An 18,326-nucleotide genomic window follows, 5' to 3' on the forward strand; every position below is an offset into this window, starting at 1 on the left:
AAGAGCACTGCCACAGCGGCCTGAAGTATGTGAGTCCGGGGCAGCGGCACCGCGGCGAAGCCGACGAGCTTCTGGCCCGACGGCGTGCGCTGTACGAAGACGCGCGCCTGCAGAACCCCGCACGCTGGTCAGGTGCCATCCGCAACTGGCACCTGACAGACGCGGTCTATCTGAACCCGGAGCGAACCCACGCCTCGGCCGGAATGTATAAGCACGCAGCGTAACGGTTCACGCGACAACTACCTTGACACACACCGGCGGCGGCAAAGAAAGTAAGTGCCTGCCCCGCACAGGGGCGACGCTAGTAGACCACTAACAAATCAAGGAAAGGCCAAGAATCCGGATCAAGGAAAGCCCAACGCCGCAGCCCAACAAACGAAACAAGCGCCGCGCAGGCAAACAAATCAAGAAAAACCCAACGCCGCATGCAAACAGAAAGTAAGCGCCGCACAGGCAAAAACCCCTAACTTCTAACCCTGGCAGGAAGCCCCAAATGATTCCAAGCCGCCAGCCCGGCAAAACCAACCCCAGCAACACTAACCCCAATCCACCCAAAGGTCGGCCAAACCACAGCACCGACCCCCGACCCCACGGCACCGCCAATAAAATACGCCACCATATAAACCGTATTCACCCGACTCCGCGCTTCCGGCTTCAACGCATAAATCCGCGATTGATTGGAAATCTGCGCAGCCTGCACACCAACATCGAGGATGATCACGCCGATCACCAATCCAGCAATGCTCTTCGCCGACAAGGCGAAAACAACAAACGAAATCGCCACCAGCACAATCGACACCGTGATAATCGCGTGCGGTCCGCGTCGGTCGGAAAACTTGCCCGCGAGCGGCGCGGCCATCGCCCCCGCGGCACCGACGATCCCGAATAACCCAGCCGCCTGCGGCCCAAGATGAAACGGTGCGCCCGCCAGCAATAACGCCAGCACCGACCAGAAAATGCTGAACGCCGCGAACATCGCGGCCCCGGTCAATGAGGCTTCACGCAGCGCGCGATGCTCGACCACCAGGTGCCACATCGAGACCAACAGCTTGCCGTACGGCAACGTCGACGTCGGCTTACTCTTCGGCAGACGCATGATGATCACCACCGCCAGCACCAGCAGCGCGACAACCGAAGCGCCGAACACGGCACGCCAGCCGAAATACTCGGCGACAAACCCCGCCGCGGTCCGCGCCAGCAAAATCCCCAACAATAGTCCACTCATCACGGTGCCAACGGCATGGCCACGTTCGGATGCGGGCGCGAGTTCGGCCGCGAACGGCACGGCCTGCTGCGCGATCGTGGCGAGCACACCAATCGCGAGGCTCGCGACAATCAACACCGACAGCGTCGGTGCCGCGGACGCCAGTACCAGCGCGAGGCACATGCCCGCGATCTGCAACAGGATCAGGCGGCGGCGATCGAAGCGGTCGCCGAGCGGCGCCAACAGCAGCATCCCGGCTGCGTAGCCGAGCTGCGTCACTGCCGGCACCGCGCCGACCCACGACGCGCTGTTCGGAAACGACAGCCGCAAATTGTCGAGCAGCGGCTGGTTGTAGTAGATATTTGCGACTGCCACACCGGCAATCGTCGCGAGCAGAAGCAGCAAGCCGCGCAACGACCGGTCGGCGGAAGCAGGAGTAGAAGCTTCGGATGTGGACATGAGAGGAGACCATCGACGGACCGGCCCATGCACGGTCCTCAAGCGTGCCGATCATACCGGAGCAGGAAGGATCGTGCTGACGGCCGCGGAACGCCTCGCAGACAAAATGAGATGGTCGTTCGGTTTTCGTTCGTAGAATCGGCACGCGCAATAAGATCCATCACGTGACCGATTTCATGAACACAACCTCGAAACCCGAACCCCGACAAATCAGCGGCTGGCTGCTCATCGCCCTGATCTGCCTCGCCGCATGGGCGTTCTCAACTGCGGTCGCATTGCGCGATCCGCTCAAACTCATGCTCGAATGGGAGCTGCTGGCAGTATTCGTGCGCCCTGAAACTCATGGTTGGTATCGCACCGTGATCGCGATGGTCGGCTGCGACGTGATCATTGGGTCGTTCATCGTTGCCGGCGCAGGCTGGCTTGCGCTGCTCGCAAGGCGAAAATCGGCGCGCTTTCCCGTACAGGTGCAGGCGTGGTTATTAGCCATTGTGATCATGCGAACCGTTGCCTACCTGCTCGGCGACCACATGACCCACGCCATTGGCGTCGACATCACCATTCCATTCGATGGCTTCGTGCAGGCCGTCGTCGCTGCCGCGCTGGGGATACCGTATTTCAGGCTGTCCCGGCGCGTACAGCAAACTTTTGTCGCTCCCTGAACCAGCGAGGCGACACCGTCAATCGATCAAGTCGCCTTCAGGTTCGTAAAACGGATACGGCCCATCCGCTGTATCGACATACGCGTGATGCGTGACGATGCCCGTCGCCGGGTCGTAGCGATGCAGCGCATACGCGGGCGGTTCCATCACGAACGCGGAGGGCGCATCCTCGCGCAGATCGAGCCCGACCTGATGCGCGGGCGCCGGCACCGCCGACGCAATCGTGCCGGCAAAACGCACGAACATCGGCCGATGCACATGCCCGCAAATCACCCGTTCGACGTTCGGATAACGCGCGATCAATGCGGCGAGCCTGTCGGCGGCTGCGGGGTCAAGGCGCAATTCATCCATATGACCGATGCCGCAAACGAACGGCGGATGGTGCAGCGCGACCACCGTCGGCTTGCCTTGTGCCGCATCGAGTTGTGCCTCGAGCCACGCGAGCCGTGCGTCGCACAGATTGCCGGCGCTTTCGCCTGGCACCATCGAATCGAGCGCGATCATCCGCAGCGGTCCGACATCAACCGCGTATTGCACGAACTCGCCACCACTGTGCAATTCTGCGCGATCGGGAAACGCCGCGCGCAACGCAGCGCGTTCGTCGTGATTGCCCACCATCAGGAAGTAGGGAATGTTGAGCGGCGCGAGCAGAGTTTTGAGGTGCTCGTACTGCTCCGGATCGCCCTGATCGACGAGGTCGCCAGTCATGACCACAGCGTCGGGGCGCGGCTCCAGCGCATTGAGCGCGGCGACAGTGCGCGCGAGATAGGCACTGGTGTCGACGCGGCGGTAAGCCAGCGCGCCGGGCCGTTTGATATGCAGGTCGCTAATTTGAGCCAGCAGCATGGGGAATTCCTTTATATGGCGCGCTAAAAGCACAGCGCAGCGTCATTACGATAGCGCAATCAGCGCGTCCTGCGCGATTGAAATCCCGACCGGCGTGCCGCGCGCGAGTTCTACCCGGCCCGCGACGTCGATCAGCAAAGCATCCGGTGCGGCGCCGCCAATCGTCAGCCGGGTGCGTTCGCCGAGAAACGCCGTGCCTTCGATATTGCCGTGCAATTGGGCGTTGGCGGGATCGGCGAGGTACGCGTCTTCGGGACGAAAGAAAAATTCGTGAGCTGTGCTTGTGTGCGCGGGGCCTGAGGGCAGCGGTACGGCGCCGCCGGTCGTCGTTAGCAGGCCATCGCGCCGCTCGCCCGCCAGTCGGTTGATCGTGCCGACGAATTGCGCGACCGTGCGATTCGCTGGACGGTAGTAAATGTCGCGCGGCGAACCGATCTGCTCGATGCGCCCGGCGCTCATCACGACGATGCGGTCGCCGAGTTCCATCGCTTCGGCCTGATCGTGGGTCACGTAGACGGTCGTGATGCCCAACTCGCGCAGCAGCGTATTCATCTCGCTGCGTAAGGTGTCGCGCAAACGCGCGTCGAGTGCGGTGAGCGGTTCGTCGAGCAGTAGTACGCGAGGTTGCACGGCGAGCGCGCGCGCCAAAGCAACGCGCTGACGCTGGCCACCCGAAAGCTGATCGATCGGTTTGTCCGCGTGGGCAGTGAGACGCATCATCGTGAGCAATTCGTCGACGCGTTGCCGTGCGGTTTCAGCCGGCACCCGTTTGATCTTCAGTCCGTAGGCGATGTTGCCGCGCACGGTCAGGTTCGGAAACAGCGCATAGTTCTGAAACACCATGCCGACCTGGCGTTTTTCGATTGGCAACGCGGTGACGTCTTCATCGCCGAAAGCGATGGAGCCGCCGGCGTCGGGTGTTTCGAGACCTGCGATCATGCGCAGCGTGGTGGTCTTGCCGCAACCGGACGGGCCGAGCAGCACCAGTGTCTCACCGGCGCCGATGTGCAGATCGAGCGGGTCGAGCACGCGCGTGCCGCGAAACGTTTTCGCGCATTGCGTGAGCGTGATGGGAACGGAGTCGAGTTTCATGGCGTGGGCGTCGGTGTAGGCTTCGAACGGGAGGCAGCGATGCGCTTTTTCCCCGCGTTGCGCTGGCCGGTCGCATCGACGCCGAGCCATTGCATCGCGACGAGCAGCGGCATCGTCATGATGAAAAACAGAATCGTGTAGGCGCTGCCGATTTCGATGCGTAACGACGCATAGGTGTCGGCGAGACCGACCGGCAGCGTCTTGGTGTCGGGCGTGTGCAGCATCCACGTCAGGTTGAATTCGCCGATCGAGAGCGTCAGTACTGCCAGCGCACCGGCGACGATCCCTGGCCGCGCATTCGGCAGCACGATCGTTATGAAGCGTTGAAAGAAGCTCGCGCCGAGGCTCGCCGCGCCTTCTTCGAGCGTGCGCAGATCGCTGCTCGCGCACACTGCAGCGACCGCGCGCACCATGAACGGCAGCGTGAAAACCACGTGTCCGACGACGATAAACGCGACGCTCATGCGAAACATCGTGAAGCCGCCGTAGACCACCAGCAGCGCCAGCGCCGAAGCGAGGCCGGGCAGGGCGATCGGCAGCACCAGAAACTCTTCGATGATGCGGGAGAGTCGCGTTTTGCTGCGCGCAAGCACGTAGCCGGCGGGCACGCCAGTCAGCAGCGTGATCAGCAAGGTCGCCGCGGCCACTTCGAGCGAGAGAAATACCGAGCCGTGATACTGCGTCCACACTTCGCTGAGCCAGCGCAGCGTGAGTCCGCTCGATACGCCTTTGAAATAGTTGACTGTGAGGCCGGCCATGATCGACATCACGATCGGCACGATCAGAAACGCGCACAGCAGCAGCGTAACGAACCACTGACCTGCTGCCAGCCAGGTGCGTGACGTGGGTAGCCTGAGCCGCCGCGCGCGCCGCTTTGCAGTCGGCTGAAGGGGAGAACTGATGGAATTCATCGAAGTCTTGTCATCGGGTTTGGACACACCGCTCACGCGCTTGCCGCGACAGCCGAGCCGCTCACACTGCGAGCGAACGCCAGCACGGCCCATGTAACGATGCCGAGCACGATCGAGAGGCCCGCCGCCGTCACCATGTTCGCGTTCAGCGTGAACTCGGTGTAGATGGTCATCGGCAACACGTCGATGTCGGTGGCCAGTGTGAAGGCGGTGCCGAAGGCGCCCATCGCGGTCGCGAAACATACCGCGCCTGCCGCGATCAAGCCCGGCGACAACGCGGGCAACACGATGTCGCGCGTGATACGCCATGGCGATGCGCCGAGCGAACGTGCGGCTTCTTCGAGCGAGGCATCGAGCTTGGTTGCCGATGCCATCACGGTGACGATCACGCGGGGAATCGAGAAGTACAGGTAGCCGAGAAAGAGGCCGCTCATCGAGTAAGCGAACACCCAACGGTCGCCGGTGAGTTTCAACGACAACGCACCGATCAAACCCTGGCGTCCTGCCAGCATGATCACCATGAAACCGACAACGACGCCTGGGAATGCCAACGGAAACGTCAGCAACGCGAGCAGCGTACGCTTGAGTGGAAACTCACGACGCGCCAGCAGCAGGCCGGCGATCACCGAGAGCACCAGCGTCGCCGCCGTGACCGCTGCGGATAACACCACGGTCGCGCCAAGGCTCGACATGTAGCGCGGATTCGTTAGCATCGCGCGATAGGTCGCGAACGCGTGGCCGTCGCCGCTGATTTGCGCGAGCGCACCCATCGGCAGCAGCCAGAAAGCGATGAAAACCGCCAGCGCCGGCGCAATCAACGCGATGCGCCAGCGCAGCGGGAACGTGACGTCGTTCAATGCATCACCTGCAGATAACGCTCACCGAAACTCGACTGTTTCTCGGCCATTTTGCCGAAGTCGACCGGCTTGGCGCGGGCATAGTCGCTTGCGGGCAGAAATTTGGCGGCGGTTTCAGGGCTCATTGCATTCGCGCGCACCGGACGCAGATAGGCTTCGGCCCACAATTTCTGGCCTTCGTCCGACAGCACGAAATCGAGCACCTTCTTGCCGTTCGCTTCATGCGGCGCGCCCTTCACGAGACTCATCACATATGGCACCGAGATCGTGCCTTCCTTCGGAATCACGAATTCGACGTTGGCGTGATCCTTGTACTTCGCGCGGTAGGCGTCGAAGTCGTAGTCGAGCAGGATCGGGATTTCGCCGGACATCACGCGCGCATAAGCGGTTTGCTTCGGCACGATCGGCGCGTTGGCCTTCAGCTTGCGGAACCAGTCGAGGCCCGGCTCGAAGTTATCGAGTGTGCCGCCGAGCGCCTGATTCACCGCGACCGCGCCTGCATAGCCGACAAACGCGCTCGACGGATCGAGGTAGCCGATCATGCCTTTGTACTCGGGCTTCAGAAGGTCGGCCCACGAACGCGGGACCGGCTTGCCTTCAAGCGCGTCCTTGTTGACGAAAAAGCCCAGCGTGCCCGAGTGGATCGTGAACCAGTAGCCTTGCGGGTCCTTCATGTTCGCCGGAATGTCGTCCCAGTGCGCGGGCTTGTACGGCTGGATCACGCCTTTGTCTTTCGCCTGGAACGCCGACGATACGCCGAGATACACCACGTCGGCGACCGGGCTCTTCTGCTCGGCCATCAGTTGCGCTATCGATTGACCGGAGTTCTTGTTGTCGAACGGTACGCGGATGCCGGTCTTTTGCTGGATTGCCTTGATCTGACTCGCCCAGTCGGCCCACTCGGGCGGGCAGTTGTAGCAGATTGCGGTTTCGTCGGCATGGGCCGCTTGCGGCGCGACGGCTGCGAGCGCGGCGGTGACGATCATGCCGGTCGACAGCGCGGTGGCCGTGGTGCGGCCGAGGCGGCGCCAGAGCGGCTTGATCGATGAAGCAAAGCGTGTTGAAGAACGGATCACTGCGGATCTCCTGGAGAGGAAGGGAGCGGGTGGTTCGGGATTCGAATTGGATGACTACGCAAGCGACTATGCAAACGGCCTCTCGGCAGCCGCCGAAGTTTCGTCGTGGTTCGAAATCGCCGCGATGGTGGCGCCTTCGCGCAAGCTGTGCGGCAACGTCAACGTGAGCGACGTTTCCCCTGATGTTTCGTAAGTACCGGTTACGCGGGCCAGCAAACGCCGCCAGGCCGCGCAGCCGATCTCGCGATTCGGCGCGCAGACGCTTGCCAACGGCGGCGACAGCAATTCGCCCATCGCGAGTCCGTCGAAGCCGAGAATCGACATGTCGCGCGGAATCTGCAGACGCGCACGGCGCAGGCCGCGCATCACGACCATCGCGAGCAGGTCGTTACTGCAGAAAAGGGCGGTGGGCCGGTTCGGGCCGCTGGTCAGATGAGCGAGCACGGACGGCGACAGTTCGTCGGCGTTGAAATCGACTTCGAGCGCGGGCGCAGGGATGAGGCCGGCCTGCTGCATCGCCTGCGCGTAGCCGAGGTGCCGCTGGCGCGCGCGGTCCGAGGCGGCCAGCGTGCCTGCGAGCATCAGGATGCGGCGATGGCCCTGCGCGATCAGCATGCGTACGCCGTCGAAGGCGGCGAGGCGGTTGTCGACCGAGACCGACGGACGCCGCACGGTGTCGTTATGCATTAGCACGTAGAGCAGGCCGGCGCGGTCGAGCTCGTCAAGCAGCGGGTGGGTATCGGCATCGGCGACGGTCAGGATCAGGCCTTCCACGCGATGTTCGCGCAGCGTTTCGATGGCGTGGCGCTCGCGGTCGGCATCGTACTGGGTGGTCATCAGCATGAGCCGGTAGCCTTGCGCCGCGGCGAGCTCGTCGATGCCTTGCAGGGATTCGGCGAACACGGGGTTGGCGAGGGTCGGCAGGATCACGCCGATGAGGCGCGTGCGCTCGCCGCGCAGCTGTCGGCCTAGCGGGCTGGGGCGGAAGTTAAGGGCGTCGATGGAGTGACGCACTTTGTCGAGCGTGACCGGGTTTACGGTGTGCGGCGCGTTGATCGCGCGCGAGACCGTGGCGATGGAGAAGCCCGCGTGGGCGGCGACGTCTTTGATCGTTGGGATCATGGTTTCCGCTCAGGTTGTAAACGTTTTCGTGAGCGGATTATCGGGAAGGTTTATGACTTCCGGATGACTTCAATTTTGTCCTTGGCGGGCGGGGTGGGGATGGACAGCGGCTGGATTGCCCCGGTTTGGCGCGCTCGCCGGGCAATGGTAGAATTCGCGTCCACACGCGGTTCTACCCCTGCCGGGGTGATGAAATTGGTAAACATAGCGGACTTAAAATCCGCCGCTTCACAGCTTGCCGGTTCGAGTCCGGTCCCCGGCACCAGTCCACCATCCGCATTACTCTCCCCGAAAGTCAGGCAATCGCGTGCTTTGCGGCTCGAAGCCTTATAAGGTAAGGCGCGCAGCGGGTTCTGCCGCACGCTGAGCCTGCGGCACCGCGAAGCCATCAAGGCTAACGGCGGAACGCCCATCAAGATCCGCCAGTTCAAATATCTCAACAACCTGATCGAGCAGGACCATCGGGCGATCAAGCGACGAATGCGGCCCATGCTGGGGTTCAAAACTTTTTGTCGAATGCTTCTCTTGATGAGGCGCTCGAAGAAACTTTTCCCGCGAGCGACCCTATTGCTGTGGGCGGCGTGACTCGCATCGAAGGCGAGAGCAATTAATCGAAACTCGGTCGGGACTGACGCGCAGTGTCATAGATTCCTATCGGCTAGCGACGCGACGCGGCGCAGCCAAATAGATTGAGGGGTGCCCACGTGCGCGCGCCCAAATTCGCAGTCTGTGTTGGCAGTCGCAGTCTGCCGTCATCCGTATTCTGGTAAATTTAGAGGCGAGGGACAGCAATAGTTCTCAGATGAATCCACGAGGTGTGTGATGGACGTTGTTGATTTCGCCGCAGGCGTGTCGTCAGACGGAAGCGAAATCGCTTTCCGGTTGCCCGGCCGGATTGGCGGCGCCGAGTGTGCAATTACGCGCGAGGCACTTGAAGTGCATTTCTGGCTGCCAGTGGGTGCCGATACTAGCCGCATGCTCAGGACGTTCGCCGACGGTCGAAATCGGATTGTCGCGGTCGCGGAAAGGAAAATGCTGGCGCGCCCGGACCAGCCCGTTCGGCTCACCGGCAATGACTTCATGACAAAACGCTAGACAATCGGCTTGCGCGAGGGCGGAACGCTCAAGCTATCGCGCTGCACTCCGCCGGCGCGATAGTTTGCCTGAAGTCTTCTTTTCCGCGGCGCTAGCCAGTTCAACCGCTGGCAAACCCTGTGCCGTCTCCCTCAGCAGGGTGCGCAACCATGAGATCGCGGGGTCGCGTTCCTGATATTTGTGCCACTGAACCTTCTCCGCAAACGCAGGAATTTCGACCGGACATTGCAGGATTCGCAGAGGAAATCGCTGTGCCATCTGCAAGGCTAAGCGTGTCGGAAGCGTGGCGATTCTCGATGTGCCGAGGAGGAGTTCCGGGACAAGTGTGAAGGTCGGCGAAATCACGTCCTGCCGGCGAGCGCGTTCGCCTGCGGAAATCATCCGTGCATCGTAGGTCACCCGCCTGCCGCCTCCCCATTCGACACCCACATGCGCTAGTTCAAAGTACTGATCGGCGGTGATCGTGCGGCCTTTCACCGGATGGTCCGCGCAGACCAGGCACGAAAACGTGTCTTCAAACAATATCTCAGCTGGATGCCCCGCAACCGTGTTGAATACCGGTGCGATCAGCAACTCCACTTCGCCTCTCTCAAGATGTTCCGGCGACTGTGGGCTGATCGCTCTCAAGTCGAATTGCATCAATGGCGCGAGCGTTGCCGCCTTTCTCACGACTTCGGAAAGAAACACGCTGATCACGTAGTCGGACGACTCTATCGTGAAGCGTCGTGTCGAAGTCGCCGGATCGAACGTGGGTCGGGCCCGCGTGATCGTCTGGATTTGCAGCAGAACTTCCCTGACCGGCTTGACCAGTTCAGTCGCAAGTGGCGTCAGAACCTGAGTCTTTCCCACGGGCACCAGAAGCTCATCTTCGAAGTATTCGCGCAGGCGGGCGAGGGAGCAACTCGTTGCGGGCTGGCTGAGAAACAGTTGTTCGGCCGCGCGGCCGACGCTGCGAGTGGACAGGATCGCATCGAGCACGACCAGCTGGTTGAGGTCCAGTTTATTGAAGCGCATCTTCGTCTGACCTTTACGGAATCAATGCTCTGCATTTAAACAATAAATTTTGTAAATGTCTCCTGAAATCTATACTTGCTGCAAATAGCGGCCCTCTGTGGCGCGCACAAAACCTTCGGAGACAGAGAATATGGAGGACCGTCGTAACCGCAAGTCGATTCTGCGGCAGTGGGGGCTGGTTGCCTGCCTCACCGTCGTGAGCATGCTGGCTCAGATCGACAAGAACATCCTCGTGCTGATGGTGGGGCCGATTCAACGGGACTTCGGCGCGAGCGACGTCCAGATCAGCCTGCTTATCGGCGCGGCATTTGCCGTTGCCAACATTGTGGTCGGGCTGCCGTCTGGCTGGTTGGCGGATCGATTCAACCGGCGCGTTGTCATTGCCGTGGGCGTCGCGATCTGGTCGTTTGCCGTGGCGTCCAACGCAGTCGCATCGGGGTTCGCGGCGCTTCTCGTGGCGCGCATCATCGTGGGCGGTGCGGAGGCATTGATTCCGCCTTCTTCCTACTCGTTGATTCGCGACGGGGTCGACGAACAACGTCGAGCGCGCGCGTTGTCGGTGTACACGATGTCGCTGATGCTCGGAACCGGATTGTCGCTCGTACTGGGCGGCCCGTTGCTAGGTGCAGTCCAGTCCGCGGGTATCCGCTCGATTCCCTTCATCGGGACGGTCTCGCCGTGGCAGGTCACGTTGTTTCTGATCGGCGTCGTCGGGCTGCCCATGAGTCTGCTCATTTTTCTTGCGAAGGAGCCGGGGCGGCAACAAGACGCGTCCTCGAATGCGAGCCGCAGTCTGGCGGGTGTCGGCCGCTATCTCGTCATCAATCGGGCCATATTTCTGCCGCTGATCCTGTTCGCTGTCTCGCACGCGATGATTACCTTCGGTCTTGGAAGCTGGATGCCAACCATGACCGCACGCCGCTTTCATCTCGGTCTGCGGGACATCGGCCTGATGCAGGGCGGCCTGTTACTGACGATGGGGCCGCTCGGTTTGTGGCTCGCCGGTATGGCGATGGACCGGAAAGGGGGCAGGAGCCTGGCGGGCGTTGCGCTTGTCGGCATGCTCGTGACCATTGCTGTGACGACGCTGACAGTCGTGATGTGCCTGATCGGATCGGTGACTGCGTTCTGGATGGTCGATGCCACGGTGGTGCTGTTCTCATGGACATTTATGGCCGTCACATCGACGGTGGTTGCGAAAACCGCGCCTGCATCGATAGTCGGCGCCGTCATGGCGATCGTCCTCGTGCTGAACGGGCTGATCGGACAAGGCGGCTCGCCCACGTTGATCGCACTGGTCAGCCAGCATGTATTTGGCGGAGGCCCCGATGCGTTGCCTCGTGCGATGGCTTCGGTATTCGCCGTGGCGGGCGCCGTCGCGCTCTGGGCTGCGGTGGTGCTTTACCGCAACTTTCTTCGTCGGGATCGAGTCATCGATCCTGTGGCGTTGAGAGTTCAAATCGGCGACGCTCGGTGAAAACTGAACCTTCGGTCAAATGAAGTGTGGAAGATGCCGTCGCTAAAGAGCGATTGGTTTGATCCCGGTTCGAGTCGCGAATCGCAGCGATAGCGGTCGTATCTGAATCGGGCTTATAGAGGATGTGAGGAGACGTGGAAGTGAAAATAAAATTATTGATTAGTATAACGATGTATATGGCTATTTCAGGCAGTGCTTGCGCCCAGTCGAGCGTGACCCTTTCCGGTTTGCTCGGCACGGGCATTGCGTACAGCAACAACGCTGGCAAGGGCAGTAGCCTGTATCAGATGACGGGGACCCATGCGGTGCCGTTCTGGGCAATATCGGGCAGGGAGGAACTGGACACGGATTCATCCGCGTTCTTTCGCCTTAGCCAATATGCTTTTATTAACAATGGCACGAGTTCGCCTTTCGAAAGCTACCTTGGTCTGAAATCCAACCGGGTGGGTACGGTCACGCTGGGGTCCATGTACGACCTTCTTGCCGATCTCGTTCCCTTCACGTCTGAACGTTTCACCTCTTTTCTGGCGACCCATCCTGGCAATCTGGACCGGACTGTCGGCAACTCGCTCAACAACCTGATCAAGTACAAGTCGCCTGTGTTCGGCGGCGCGCTCCAGTTTGGCGCTCAGTATGGATTCGGACAGCAGGGTTCAACGACCAACACCGGTCGCACGGTTGGCGCCGAGGCCAGCTTCACAAGCGGCCCGTTCCAGTCCGTGCTCGTTTGGGAATCAGTAGATGGCGTCCCGTATGCGCCGTACACCCGGCTAGGCGTGAGCGAGTTGTATGGCATCAATTTCGCCGCCAATCCCTCGCGGACCGTTAGCCAGAACCAGAACACGACAACGCTCGGCGTGGCCTACGCCGGCGACACGGTGCGTGTCATGGGCAACTACAGCTATACGCACCTGACAGCCGCCGGCCAATCGGAAACGGCGCAGACCATCGATGTCGGCGGCTACAAGTACATCACGACGCAAACGCGCATCGGCGGCGGCTATTCATACACGAAGCTGGATACCTACAAATGGAACCAGCTTCACGCGCATCTCGACTACGCGCTTTCGAAGCGCACGAGCCTCTACGTGCTTAGCGTGCTGCAACTAGCCGGTAGTGGACAACTGGCGGTGCTTCGTAATCAGGCGCCAGCGTCAACGTCCCGACAACTGGAGCTTGAAGTCGGGATGACGCATCTTTTTTAAGTAAGGCGGCTGTCTTAGCCGGTATGGCGTCCTGGTCATAACGGTTTGGTCGCGTTCGGAGTGACGGGATCGCGGTACAGGGTCCCTATCCACAAAGTAGATGGAGAAATACGATGCAGTGGGATGTCATTGTGGTCGGCGGCGGTCCGTCGGGCCTTACTGTTGCCGCGGAACTGGCGGGAGCGGGCGTCAAGACGCTGGTGCTGGAGCGGCGTACTGAGGGTGTCCAGTCACGCGCCGGGACGATCCTACCGCGCGTGCTGGAGTTGTTCCACGCGCGAGGTATCGCGGACAGGTTCATCGAGAAAACACGCAAGATCGCCGATTACCCGTTCCGTCCGTCCCACATCTGGGCAGGCTTCCATCCGATCGAATGGAAGTATCTGGAAACGCGCTTTGGTTTCACGTTGGGATTGCCACAGAACCTGACCGAAGAAGTTCTGTGGGACTGGGCGGTGGAAAGTGGCGTGAATGTGCAGCGAGGCGCTGAAGTGCGGGACGTCCGCCAGCATGCCGACGGTGTCGAGGTCGACGTGGCCGATGTGGCCGACGCCTCCGGTGTCATCTCGACGCTGCGCGCGCAGTATCTGATCGGTGCCGACGGCGGCCGCAGCACCGTCCGTTCGAAAGTCGGCCTGCCGTTCGAAGGCCGCTCCGGTACGTTCCGCGGCATCGTGCTCGATGCCGAATTGAAGGCGCCGTGGCCCGGCGGCCGGATCAATGTCGACAACGAAATGGGCTGGGTGCGCGGCTACACCTTTGGCGAAGGGATTACCCGCTTCAATATCGTTCACCGTGACCGCCGCCATGCGCCGAAAGACGAGCCCGTTACGCTCGAGGAAGCGTTGCAGTGCATTCGTGATGTGCATGGTACCGATTACGGCATCGAGAAGTATCGCTGGGCATCGCGGTTCGATGACCAGATGCGTGCGGTGCCGAGCTTGCGTCAGGGACGTACGTTCCTGGTTGGCGAATCCGCGCGTATTCATTACCCGGCAAGCGGTGTGGGCATGAATTTCTGTCTGCAGGACGCTTTCAATCTCGGCTGGAAACTCGCGAACGTAATCAACGGTGTGGCGGATGTGACCACGCTCGACACTTACGACACGGAACGTCTTCCCGTCATGCATGCGCTCCTCGATAGCGTGAAGGCGCAGTGCGTGCTTCAGTTCAATTTCGATCCGGAGGCGGTGGCCCTCAAGCGTCGCATGCAGGAGCACATTGTTCCGCTGCCTGATGTGCAACGCAAGCTGGTGCTGGAATTATGCGGTCTGGAAGCGCCTTATCCGCGCGACGCAGATTGCCATCCGCTAACGGGCCTGCGGTGTCCCGACTTCGATCTCGTGTTGCTTGACGGACGTTCTGTCGCGGTGACGCAGACGTTGCGAAGCCGGCACTTCGTGTTGCTCGATCTCGAGGGATTCAGCCGCCAGTTCGAAACACTCGATGTGTCCGGGTTGCCGGTCACGGTGTTGCAGGCACGCGCCGCACAGAGTCCCGCGTCGATGGACGGCGTGAAGGCACTGCTGGTGCGCCCGGATGGTTACGTGGCGTGGGCCAGCACAGAGGTGGGGTGTGCCGCCGAAGCCGAAGCGCAAATCGGCAAATGGCTGAAGCGGTGACATGATGAATGAGCAACGAATTCTGCTGACAGGTGGCTGGATCCTGAGTATGGACCCGGCAATCGGCGACCTGCGTAAAGGCGACATTCTCATCGAGGGGACGGACATCATTGCCGTCGAGCCTCATATCGACGCGCCCGATGCCGTGCATGTCGACGCGCGCGGCATGATCGTGCTGCCTGGATTTGTCGATACGCATCGCCATACATGGCAAACCTGCGTGCGCCATCGCTATGCGGATATCGATCCGCAGATTTACTTCGCCGAGATGCTGGGCGCCAAAGGCGCTGCGTTCCGGCCTGAGGATGTCTACATCGGCACGATGCTCGGCGCCGTTTCCGCGCTGGACGGCGGTATCACCACGATGCTCGACTGGTCGCATGTGCAGAACACGCCCGAGCATGCGGATGCGGCTATTCTGGGCTTGCGCGACGCAAACATTCGCGGCGTGTTTGCTCACGGCTGGCCGTTGGTCGACGGTGCTTCGTGGATGTTCGACAGCCAGCGCGGCCATCCCGATGACATCCGGCGCCTGCGCGAACGATTCTTTTCGTCAGACGATCAACTGCTCACGCTGGCGATGGCGGCGCGCGGCCCCGAAATGGCGCGTCGCGACGTCTGGCTTGATGATCTGCGACTCGCTCGCGAACTCGACATCCGCTCGACCATCCATATGGGCGCCTACGCACGCAACGCGTCCGTGAGGGCCATTGCACAGATGCACGACGCCGGCGTATTGAGCGACGACCTGACGTTCGTGCATTGCTGTTTTTGCGGTGCGGACGAGATTGCGATGATGGCCGATGCTGGGGTCAGCGCCTCGCTCGGCGTGCATTGCGAATTGAATGCGCAAGGCATCGGCGACATTCCGCTCGATCGACTGTTGGCAGTTGGCATCCGGCCCAGTCTGAGCGGCGACACCGAAACGAAATGCTCGGGCGACATGTTCACGCAGATGCGGCACGCGTTCGCCTATTACCGTTCGTGGATGGGCGGCAACCACTCGAACGTGGCGAACGCACCGGCCACGCTGTCGATGCGCGACGTCCTCGAATTCGCCACGGTCGCGGGCGCACGCGCGAACGGCCTTGCTCACAAAGTCGGTTCGCTCACGCCAGGCAAACAGGCCGACATCATCATGATTCGCGGCGACGACCTCAATCTCACGCCGGTTTCCGACGCAGTGGGCGCCGTTGTGCTGGCCGCCCATCCGGGCAATGTGGACACGGTTTTCGTCGCGGGACGGGCGGTGAAGCGGCACGGCCACATGCTGGATGTCGACCTCGACGCGCTACGGCAACGCGCGGTTGCCTCCCAGCAGTACATTCTCGGATTGCAATGAGACATACCACCATGCCTGTGCCGCTCGATCCTGAGTTGGCCGCTATTGTGTCAGCCATGCGAGCCGCTAACGCCCCGCCGCCGTTTTCCGGCACGCCTGAGCAAGCTCGCGAGCGGATGCGGCGCGCCATCATGGCGGCGCGCGAACGCTTTCCGCTGCCCATCGTCGGCACGGTTGAAGATGCACTCGCTGAGTTCGACCGTGCCCACGTGCCGGTGCGCGTCTATCGTCCGCAAGATGCGCAACCTGGGCTGGCGACGGTCGTGTTCTTCCACGGCGGGGGATTCGTGCTCGGCAGCGTCGAATTGATGGACGACATTGCACGCAAGCTGTGTCGAGACATGAGCGCGGTCGTTGTATCAGTCGAGTACCGGCTGGCGCCGGAGCATCCGTTTCCTGCCGCCCATGACGACGCGCTGACGGCCACGTTATGGGCCATTCGCAACGTCACGGCCCTGGGGGGCGATGCGTCGCGCGTTGCGGTGGCGGGGGAGAGCGCCGGCGGCAACCTCGCTGCTTCGGCCGCCCTGACGCTGCGCGACCGGGGACAACGGCTCGCGGCACAACTGCTCGTGGTGCCTGGAGTCGACCTGGCTCGGGACACCTTGCGGATCGAAGCGAAACGGAGCGACTTCCCGATGCTGTCGCCTTCGGATCTGCGCGATATCTCGCGGCTTTACATGGGGTTGAACCCGGCGCGGGCGGGGATGTTTCCGCCGTCGCCCTTGCACGCCGCGGATTTCACTGGGTTGCCACCCGCGGTGATCGCCGTTGCCGGGCAGGACCCGCTGTGTGAGGAAGGACTTGCCTATGCGGAACGTCTTGCCGCGGCTGGCGTTCCCGTGCAGTTGCACCGGTTCGAAGATATGTTCCATCCATTCTTTGCATTCTTCGACGCGTCAGCAGCGGCGCGCCGCGCGAACGACGAGATTTGCCACGACTTTGCAGCTTGGCTTGAGCAACATGCGTTGCCCGTCGGCCAGTGAAAGAGATACCCCAAGCTCACGATTAATGTAAATTGGTCGTTCTTGAGAGTGCCTTTCAGCGGAGCGACCCATGAAAAACGGAAAACCAAAACTGACGCGTCGGGATGCAGACGGTCTTTTCCCCGACCTGCAGCAAAGCGGCGCCCATCTCGCTAGCCGGCCTGATAACCCGTTCGGAGAAAAAGTATCCAGAACAACCGATCGACGGGAACGTGACGAGGCGTCGCTTTGGAAAGATAACCTCGTTACCCTGCCCGCAGCGATTGAGTTGCCTCCGGGTTATAAGTCAGTGTCGCACGTGCGCGACGCGATGGAGCGGGCATGGCGCATGAAATGGGTCCGGGAAAGCGGCAATGAGGTCGTCGCGGAATTTCCCGAAGGCTGGACGGCCGTTCGGCCGACAAGCGGAGCAGTGGAGTTAAAGGACGCGACCGGCGTGGTCCGCGCCGTATACGGCTGGGCAGGGGATGCTGAAGTGAGGCTTCTGCCACGGTATCGGGTCGAATCGCAGGAGAACAGTTCGAGCGGTCTCGGCAGTCTGGTTGTCCGTGATCGTGAGAACGGACAGATTCTTGAGCGGTCGTCGACATGGTCTGCTCAGACCGGGACCAACCACCCCGATTGGACCCGACTGTCGGCGTGGCTCGACAAGCAGTATCCGCTTCACAGGGATCCGCTGCGGTTCTGGACGGATTGCGAAGCCAATCTCAGTTGAATTCGGCTCAACGAAAGTCCGCGCCCCACCGTCTCTGCCGCGACGCATGCACCCGTGCCGTCGCCATTCGCCAAAACACCATCATGCAACACCTGAAATACCTGACAGGCTATCCGCCCGCGCTACAGGAAAAAGTCAAAAAGCTGATAGTGGATGACCAACTCGGCCACTACCTCACCGCGCGGTACCCCGGCACGCACAAAGTGCAAACAGATCGGGCGCTATACGAATACTGCGCGGAGCTCAAGCGCGAGCATCTTCGCAACGGTGCGCAAATCGACAAAGTCACCTACGACAGCAAGCTCGACGTCGTGCGCCATGCTCTCGGTCTTCACACGAGCATCTCGCGCGTGCAGGGCGGCAAGCTGAAGGCAAAAAAAGAAATTCGCATCGCGTCGCTATTCAGGGACGCCGCGCCGGAATTCCTGAAAATGATCGTCGTGCATGAACTTGCTCATCTGAAAGAAAGCGACCATAACAAGGCGTTCTATCGCCTCTGCGAGTTCATGCAACCGGGTTACCACCAGATCGAATTCGATCTGCGCTTGTATCTCACGCACCGCGATCTGACGAAAAAACAGACCTGAGCGTCAAGCTTCAGGTGCAGAGCTTCGGGCGGCGCCCACTACCCGCCACCCGGA

18 protein-coding genes, 1 tRNA gene and 2 pseudogenes are annotated in these 18,326 nt (G+C 61.3%); 12 read left to right on the forward strand and 9 right to left on the reverse strand.

The genetic code is table 11. From position 1 onward, the window contains the following. Nucleotides 1-224, forward strand: a pseudogene (locus tag HHL24_RS43560) (IS3 family transposase); the annotation flags it as partial. Between the two features lie 239 nt (nt 225-463). Here HHL24_RS43560 and HHL24_RS02590 read toward each other — a convergent pair. Next, the gene (locus HHL24_RS02590; protein ID WP_169483839.1) at nt 464-1,663 is read right to left on the reverse strand and encodes an MFS transporter; all 1,200 of its coding nucleotides are present in this window, start codon (nt 1,661-1,663) and stop codon (nt 464-466) included. A gap of 176 nt (nt 1,664-1,839) precedes the next feature. Between HHL24_RS02590 and HHL24_RS02595 the strand changes: the two genes are divergently transcribed. Next, nucleotides 1,840-2,325, forward strand: a complete 486-nt coding sequence (locus HHL24_RS02595) for a DUF2569 domain-containing protein (RefSeq protein ID WP_169484080.1) — start codon at nt 1,840-1,842, stop codon at nt 2,323-2,325. Between the two features lie 18 nt (nt 2,326-2,343). Here HHL24_RS02595 and HHL24_RS02600 read toward each other — a convergent pair whose 3' ends face one another. The 6 genes from HHL24_RS02600 to HHL24_RS02625 form a co-directional block, all read right to left on the reverse strand. Continuing rightward, entirely contained in the window at nt 2,344-3,171 is an 828-nt protein-coding gene (locus tag HHL24_RS02600) for a phosphodiesterase (protein WP_169483840.1), read from the reverse strand. A 45-nt stretch (nt 3,172-3,216) separates the two neighbouring features. Continuing rightward, nucleotides 3,217-4,263, reverse strand: a complete 1,047-nt coding sequence (locus tag HHL24_RS02605) for an ABC transporter ATP-binding protein (RefSeq protein WP_169483841.1) — start codon at nt 4,261-4,263, stop codon at nt 3,217-3,219. Then, complete coding sequence (locus tag HHL24_RS02610; protein ID WP_169483842.1) at nt 4,260-5,174, reverse strand: ABC transporter permease; 915 nt, start codon at nt 5,172-5,174, stop codon at nt 4,260-4,262. Before HHL24_RS02610 ends, HHL24_RS02605 begins: the two co-directional genes overlap by 4 nt. A gap of 32 nt (nt 5,175-5,206) precedes the next feature. Beyond that, nucleotides 5,207-6,031, reverse strand: a complete 825-nt coding sequence (locus tag HHL24_RS02615) for an ABC transporter permease (protein WP_169483843.1) — start codon at nt 6,029-6,031, stop codon at nt 5,207-5,209. Then, entirely contained in the window at nt 6,028-7,107 is a 1,080-nt protein-coding gene (locus HHL24_RS02620; protein ID WP_169483844.1) for an ABC transporter substrate-binding protein, read from the reverse strand. The genes HHL24_RS02615 and HHL24_RS02620 overlap by 4 nt, the downstream gene beginning before the upstream one ends. Before the next feature lie 66 nt (nt 7,108-7,173). After that, nucleotides 7,174-8,229 (reverse strand): substrate-binding domain-containing protein, encoded by a 1,056-nt coding sequence (locus HHL24_RS02625; protein WP_169483845.1) that lies wholly within the window; start codon nt 8,227-8,229, stop codon nt 7,174-7,176. Nucleotides 8,230-8,409: 180 nt separating this feature from the next. Between HHL24_RS02625 and HHL24_RS02630 the strand changes: the two genes are divergently transcribed. Further along, nucleotides 8,410-8,494, forward strand: a tRNA-Leu gene (locus HHL24_RS02630). Nucleotides 8,495-8,556: 62 nt separating this feature from the next. Here the strand turns inward: HHL24_RS02630 and HHL24_RS44975 are convergent. Further along, nucleotides 8,557-8,691, reverse strand: a complete 135-nt coding sequence (locus HHL24_RS44975; protein ID WP_407947468.1) for a hypothetical protein — start codon at nt 8,689-8,691, stop codon at nt 8,557-8,559. On the opposite strand from HHL24_RS44975, the pseudogene HHL24_RS43795 reads away from it, so the two are divergent. After that, nucleotides 8,638-8,757, forward strand: a pseudogene (locus HHL24_RS43795) (DDE-type integrase/transposase/recombinase); the annotation flags it as partial. The gene HHL24_RS44975 and the pseudogene HHL24_RS43795 overlap by 54 nt on opposite strands. A 294-nt stretch (nt 8,758-9,051) precedes the next feature. After that, complete coding sequence (locus HHL24_RS02640; RefSeq protein ID WP_169483846.1) at nt 9,052-9,324, forward strand: DUF1488 family protein; 273 nt, start codon at nt 9,052-9,054, stop codon at nt 9,322-9,324. A gap of 33 nt (nt 9,325-9,357) precedes the next feature. On the opposite strand, the gene HHL24_RS02645 is transcribed toward HHL24_RS02640, so the two are convergent. Beyond that, nucleotides 9,358-10,338 (reverse strand): LysR family transcriptional regulator, encoded by a 981-nt coding sequence (locus tag HHL24_RS02645; protein WP_169483847.1) that lies wholly within the window; start codon nt 10,336-10,338, stop codon nt 9,358-9,360. Between the two features lie 130 nt (nt 10,339-10,468). Here HHL24_RS02645 and HHL24_RS02650 point away from each other — a divergent pair, with 130 nt between their 5' ends. The 7 genes from HHL24_RS02650 to HHL24_RS02680 all read left to right on the forward strand — a co-directional run bounded on the left by HHL24_RS02650 (nt 10,469) and on the right by HHL24_RS02680 (nt 18,272). Then, nucleotides 10,469-11,815, forward strand: a complete 1,347-nt coding sequence (locus HHL24_RS02650; RefSeq protein WP_230417318.1) for an MFS transporter — start codon at nt 10,469-10,471, stop codon at nt 11,813-11,815. A 134-nt stretch (nt 11,816-11,949) separates the two neighbouring features. Next, on the forward strand, nt 11,950-13,020 hold the full coding sequence (locus HHL24_RS02655) for a porin (RefSeq protein ID WP_329606581.1): 1,071 nt from the start codon (nt 11,950-11,952) through the stop codon (nt 13,018-13,020). A gap of 68 nt (nt 13,021-13,088) precedes the next feature. Continuing rightward, nucleotides 13,089-14,642 carry an FAD-dependent monooxygenase gene (locus HHL24_RS02660; RefSeq protein WP_329606584.1) on the forward strand — a complete coding sequence of 518 codons (1,554 nt, stop codon included), beginning with the start codon at nt 13,089-13,091 and terminating at the stop codon, nt 14,640-14,642. Between the two features lies 1 nt (nt 14,643). After that, entirely contained in the window at nt 14,644-15,984 is a 1,341-nt protein-coding gene (locus HHL24_RS02665) for an amidohydrolase family protein (protein ID WP_230417319.1), read from the forward strand. Beyond that, complete coding sequence (locus HHL24_RS02670) at nt 15,981-16,970, forward strand: alpha/beta hydrolase (RefSeq protein ID WP_169483849.1); 990 nt, start codon at nt 15,981-15,983, stop codon at nt 16,968-16,970. Before HHL24_RS02665 ends, HHL24_RS02670 begins: the two co-directional genes overlap by 4 nt. 70 nt (nt 16,971-17,040) lie before the next feature. Next, complete coding sequence (locus tag HHL24_RS02675; protein WP_169483850.1) at nt 17,041-17,685, forward strand: hypothetical protein; 645 nt, start codon at nt 17,041-17,043, stop codon at nt 17,683-17,685. An 83-nt stretch (nt 17,686-17,768) separates the two neighbouring features. Further along, nucleotides 17,769-18,272, forward strand: a complete 504-nt coding sequence (locus HHL24_RS02680; RefSeq protein WP_169484085.1) for a M48 metallopeptidase family protein — start codon at nt 17,769-17,771, stop codon at nt 18,270-18,272. Nucleotides 18,273-18,326: the final 54 nt, after the last annotated feature.

The organism is Paraburkholderia polaris (assembly GCF_012927345.1).
Taxonomy (GTDB): domain Bacteria; phylum Pseudomonadota; class Gammaproteobacteria; order Burkholderiales; family Burkholderiaceae; genus Paraburkholderia; species Paraburkholderia polaris.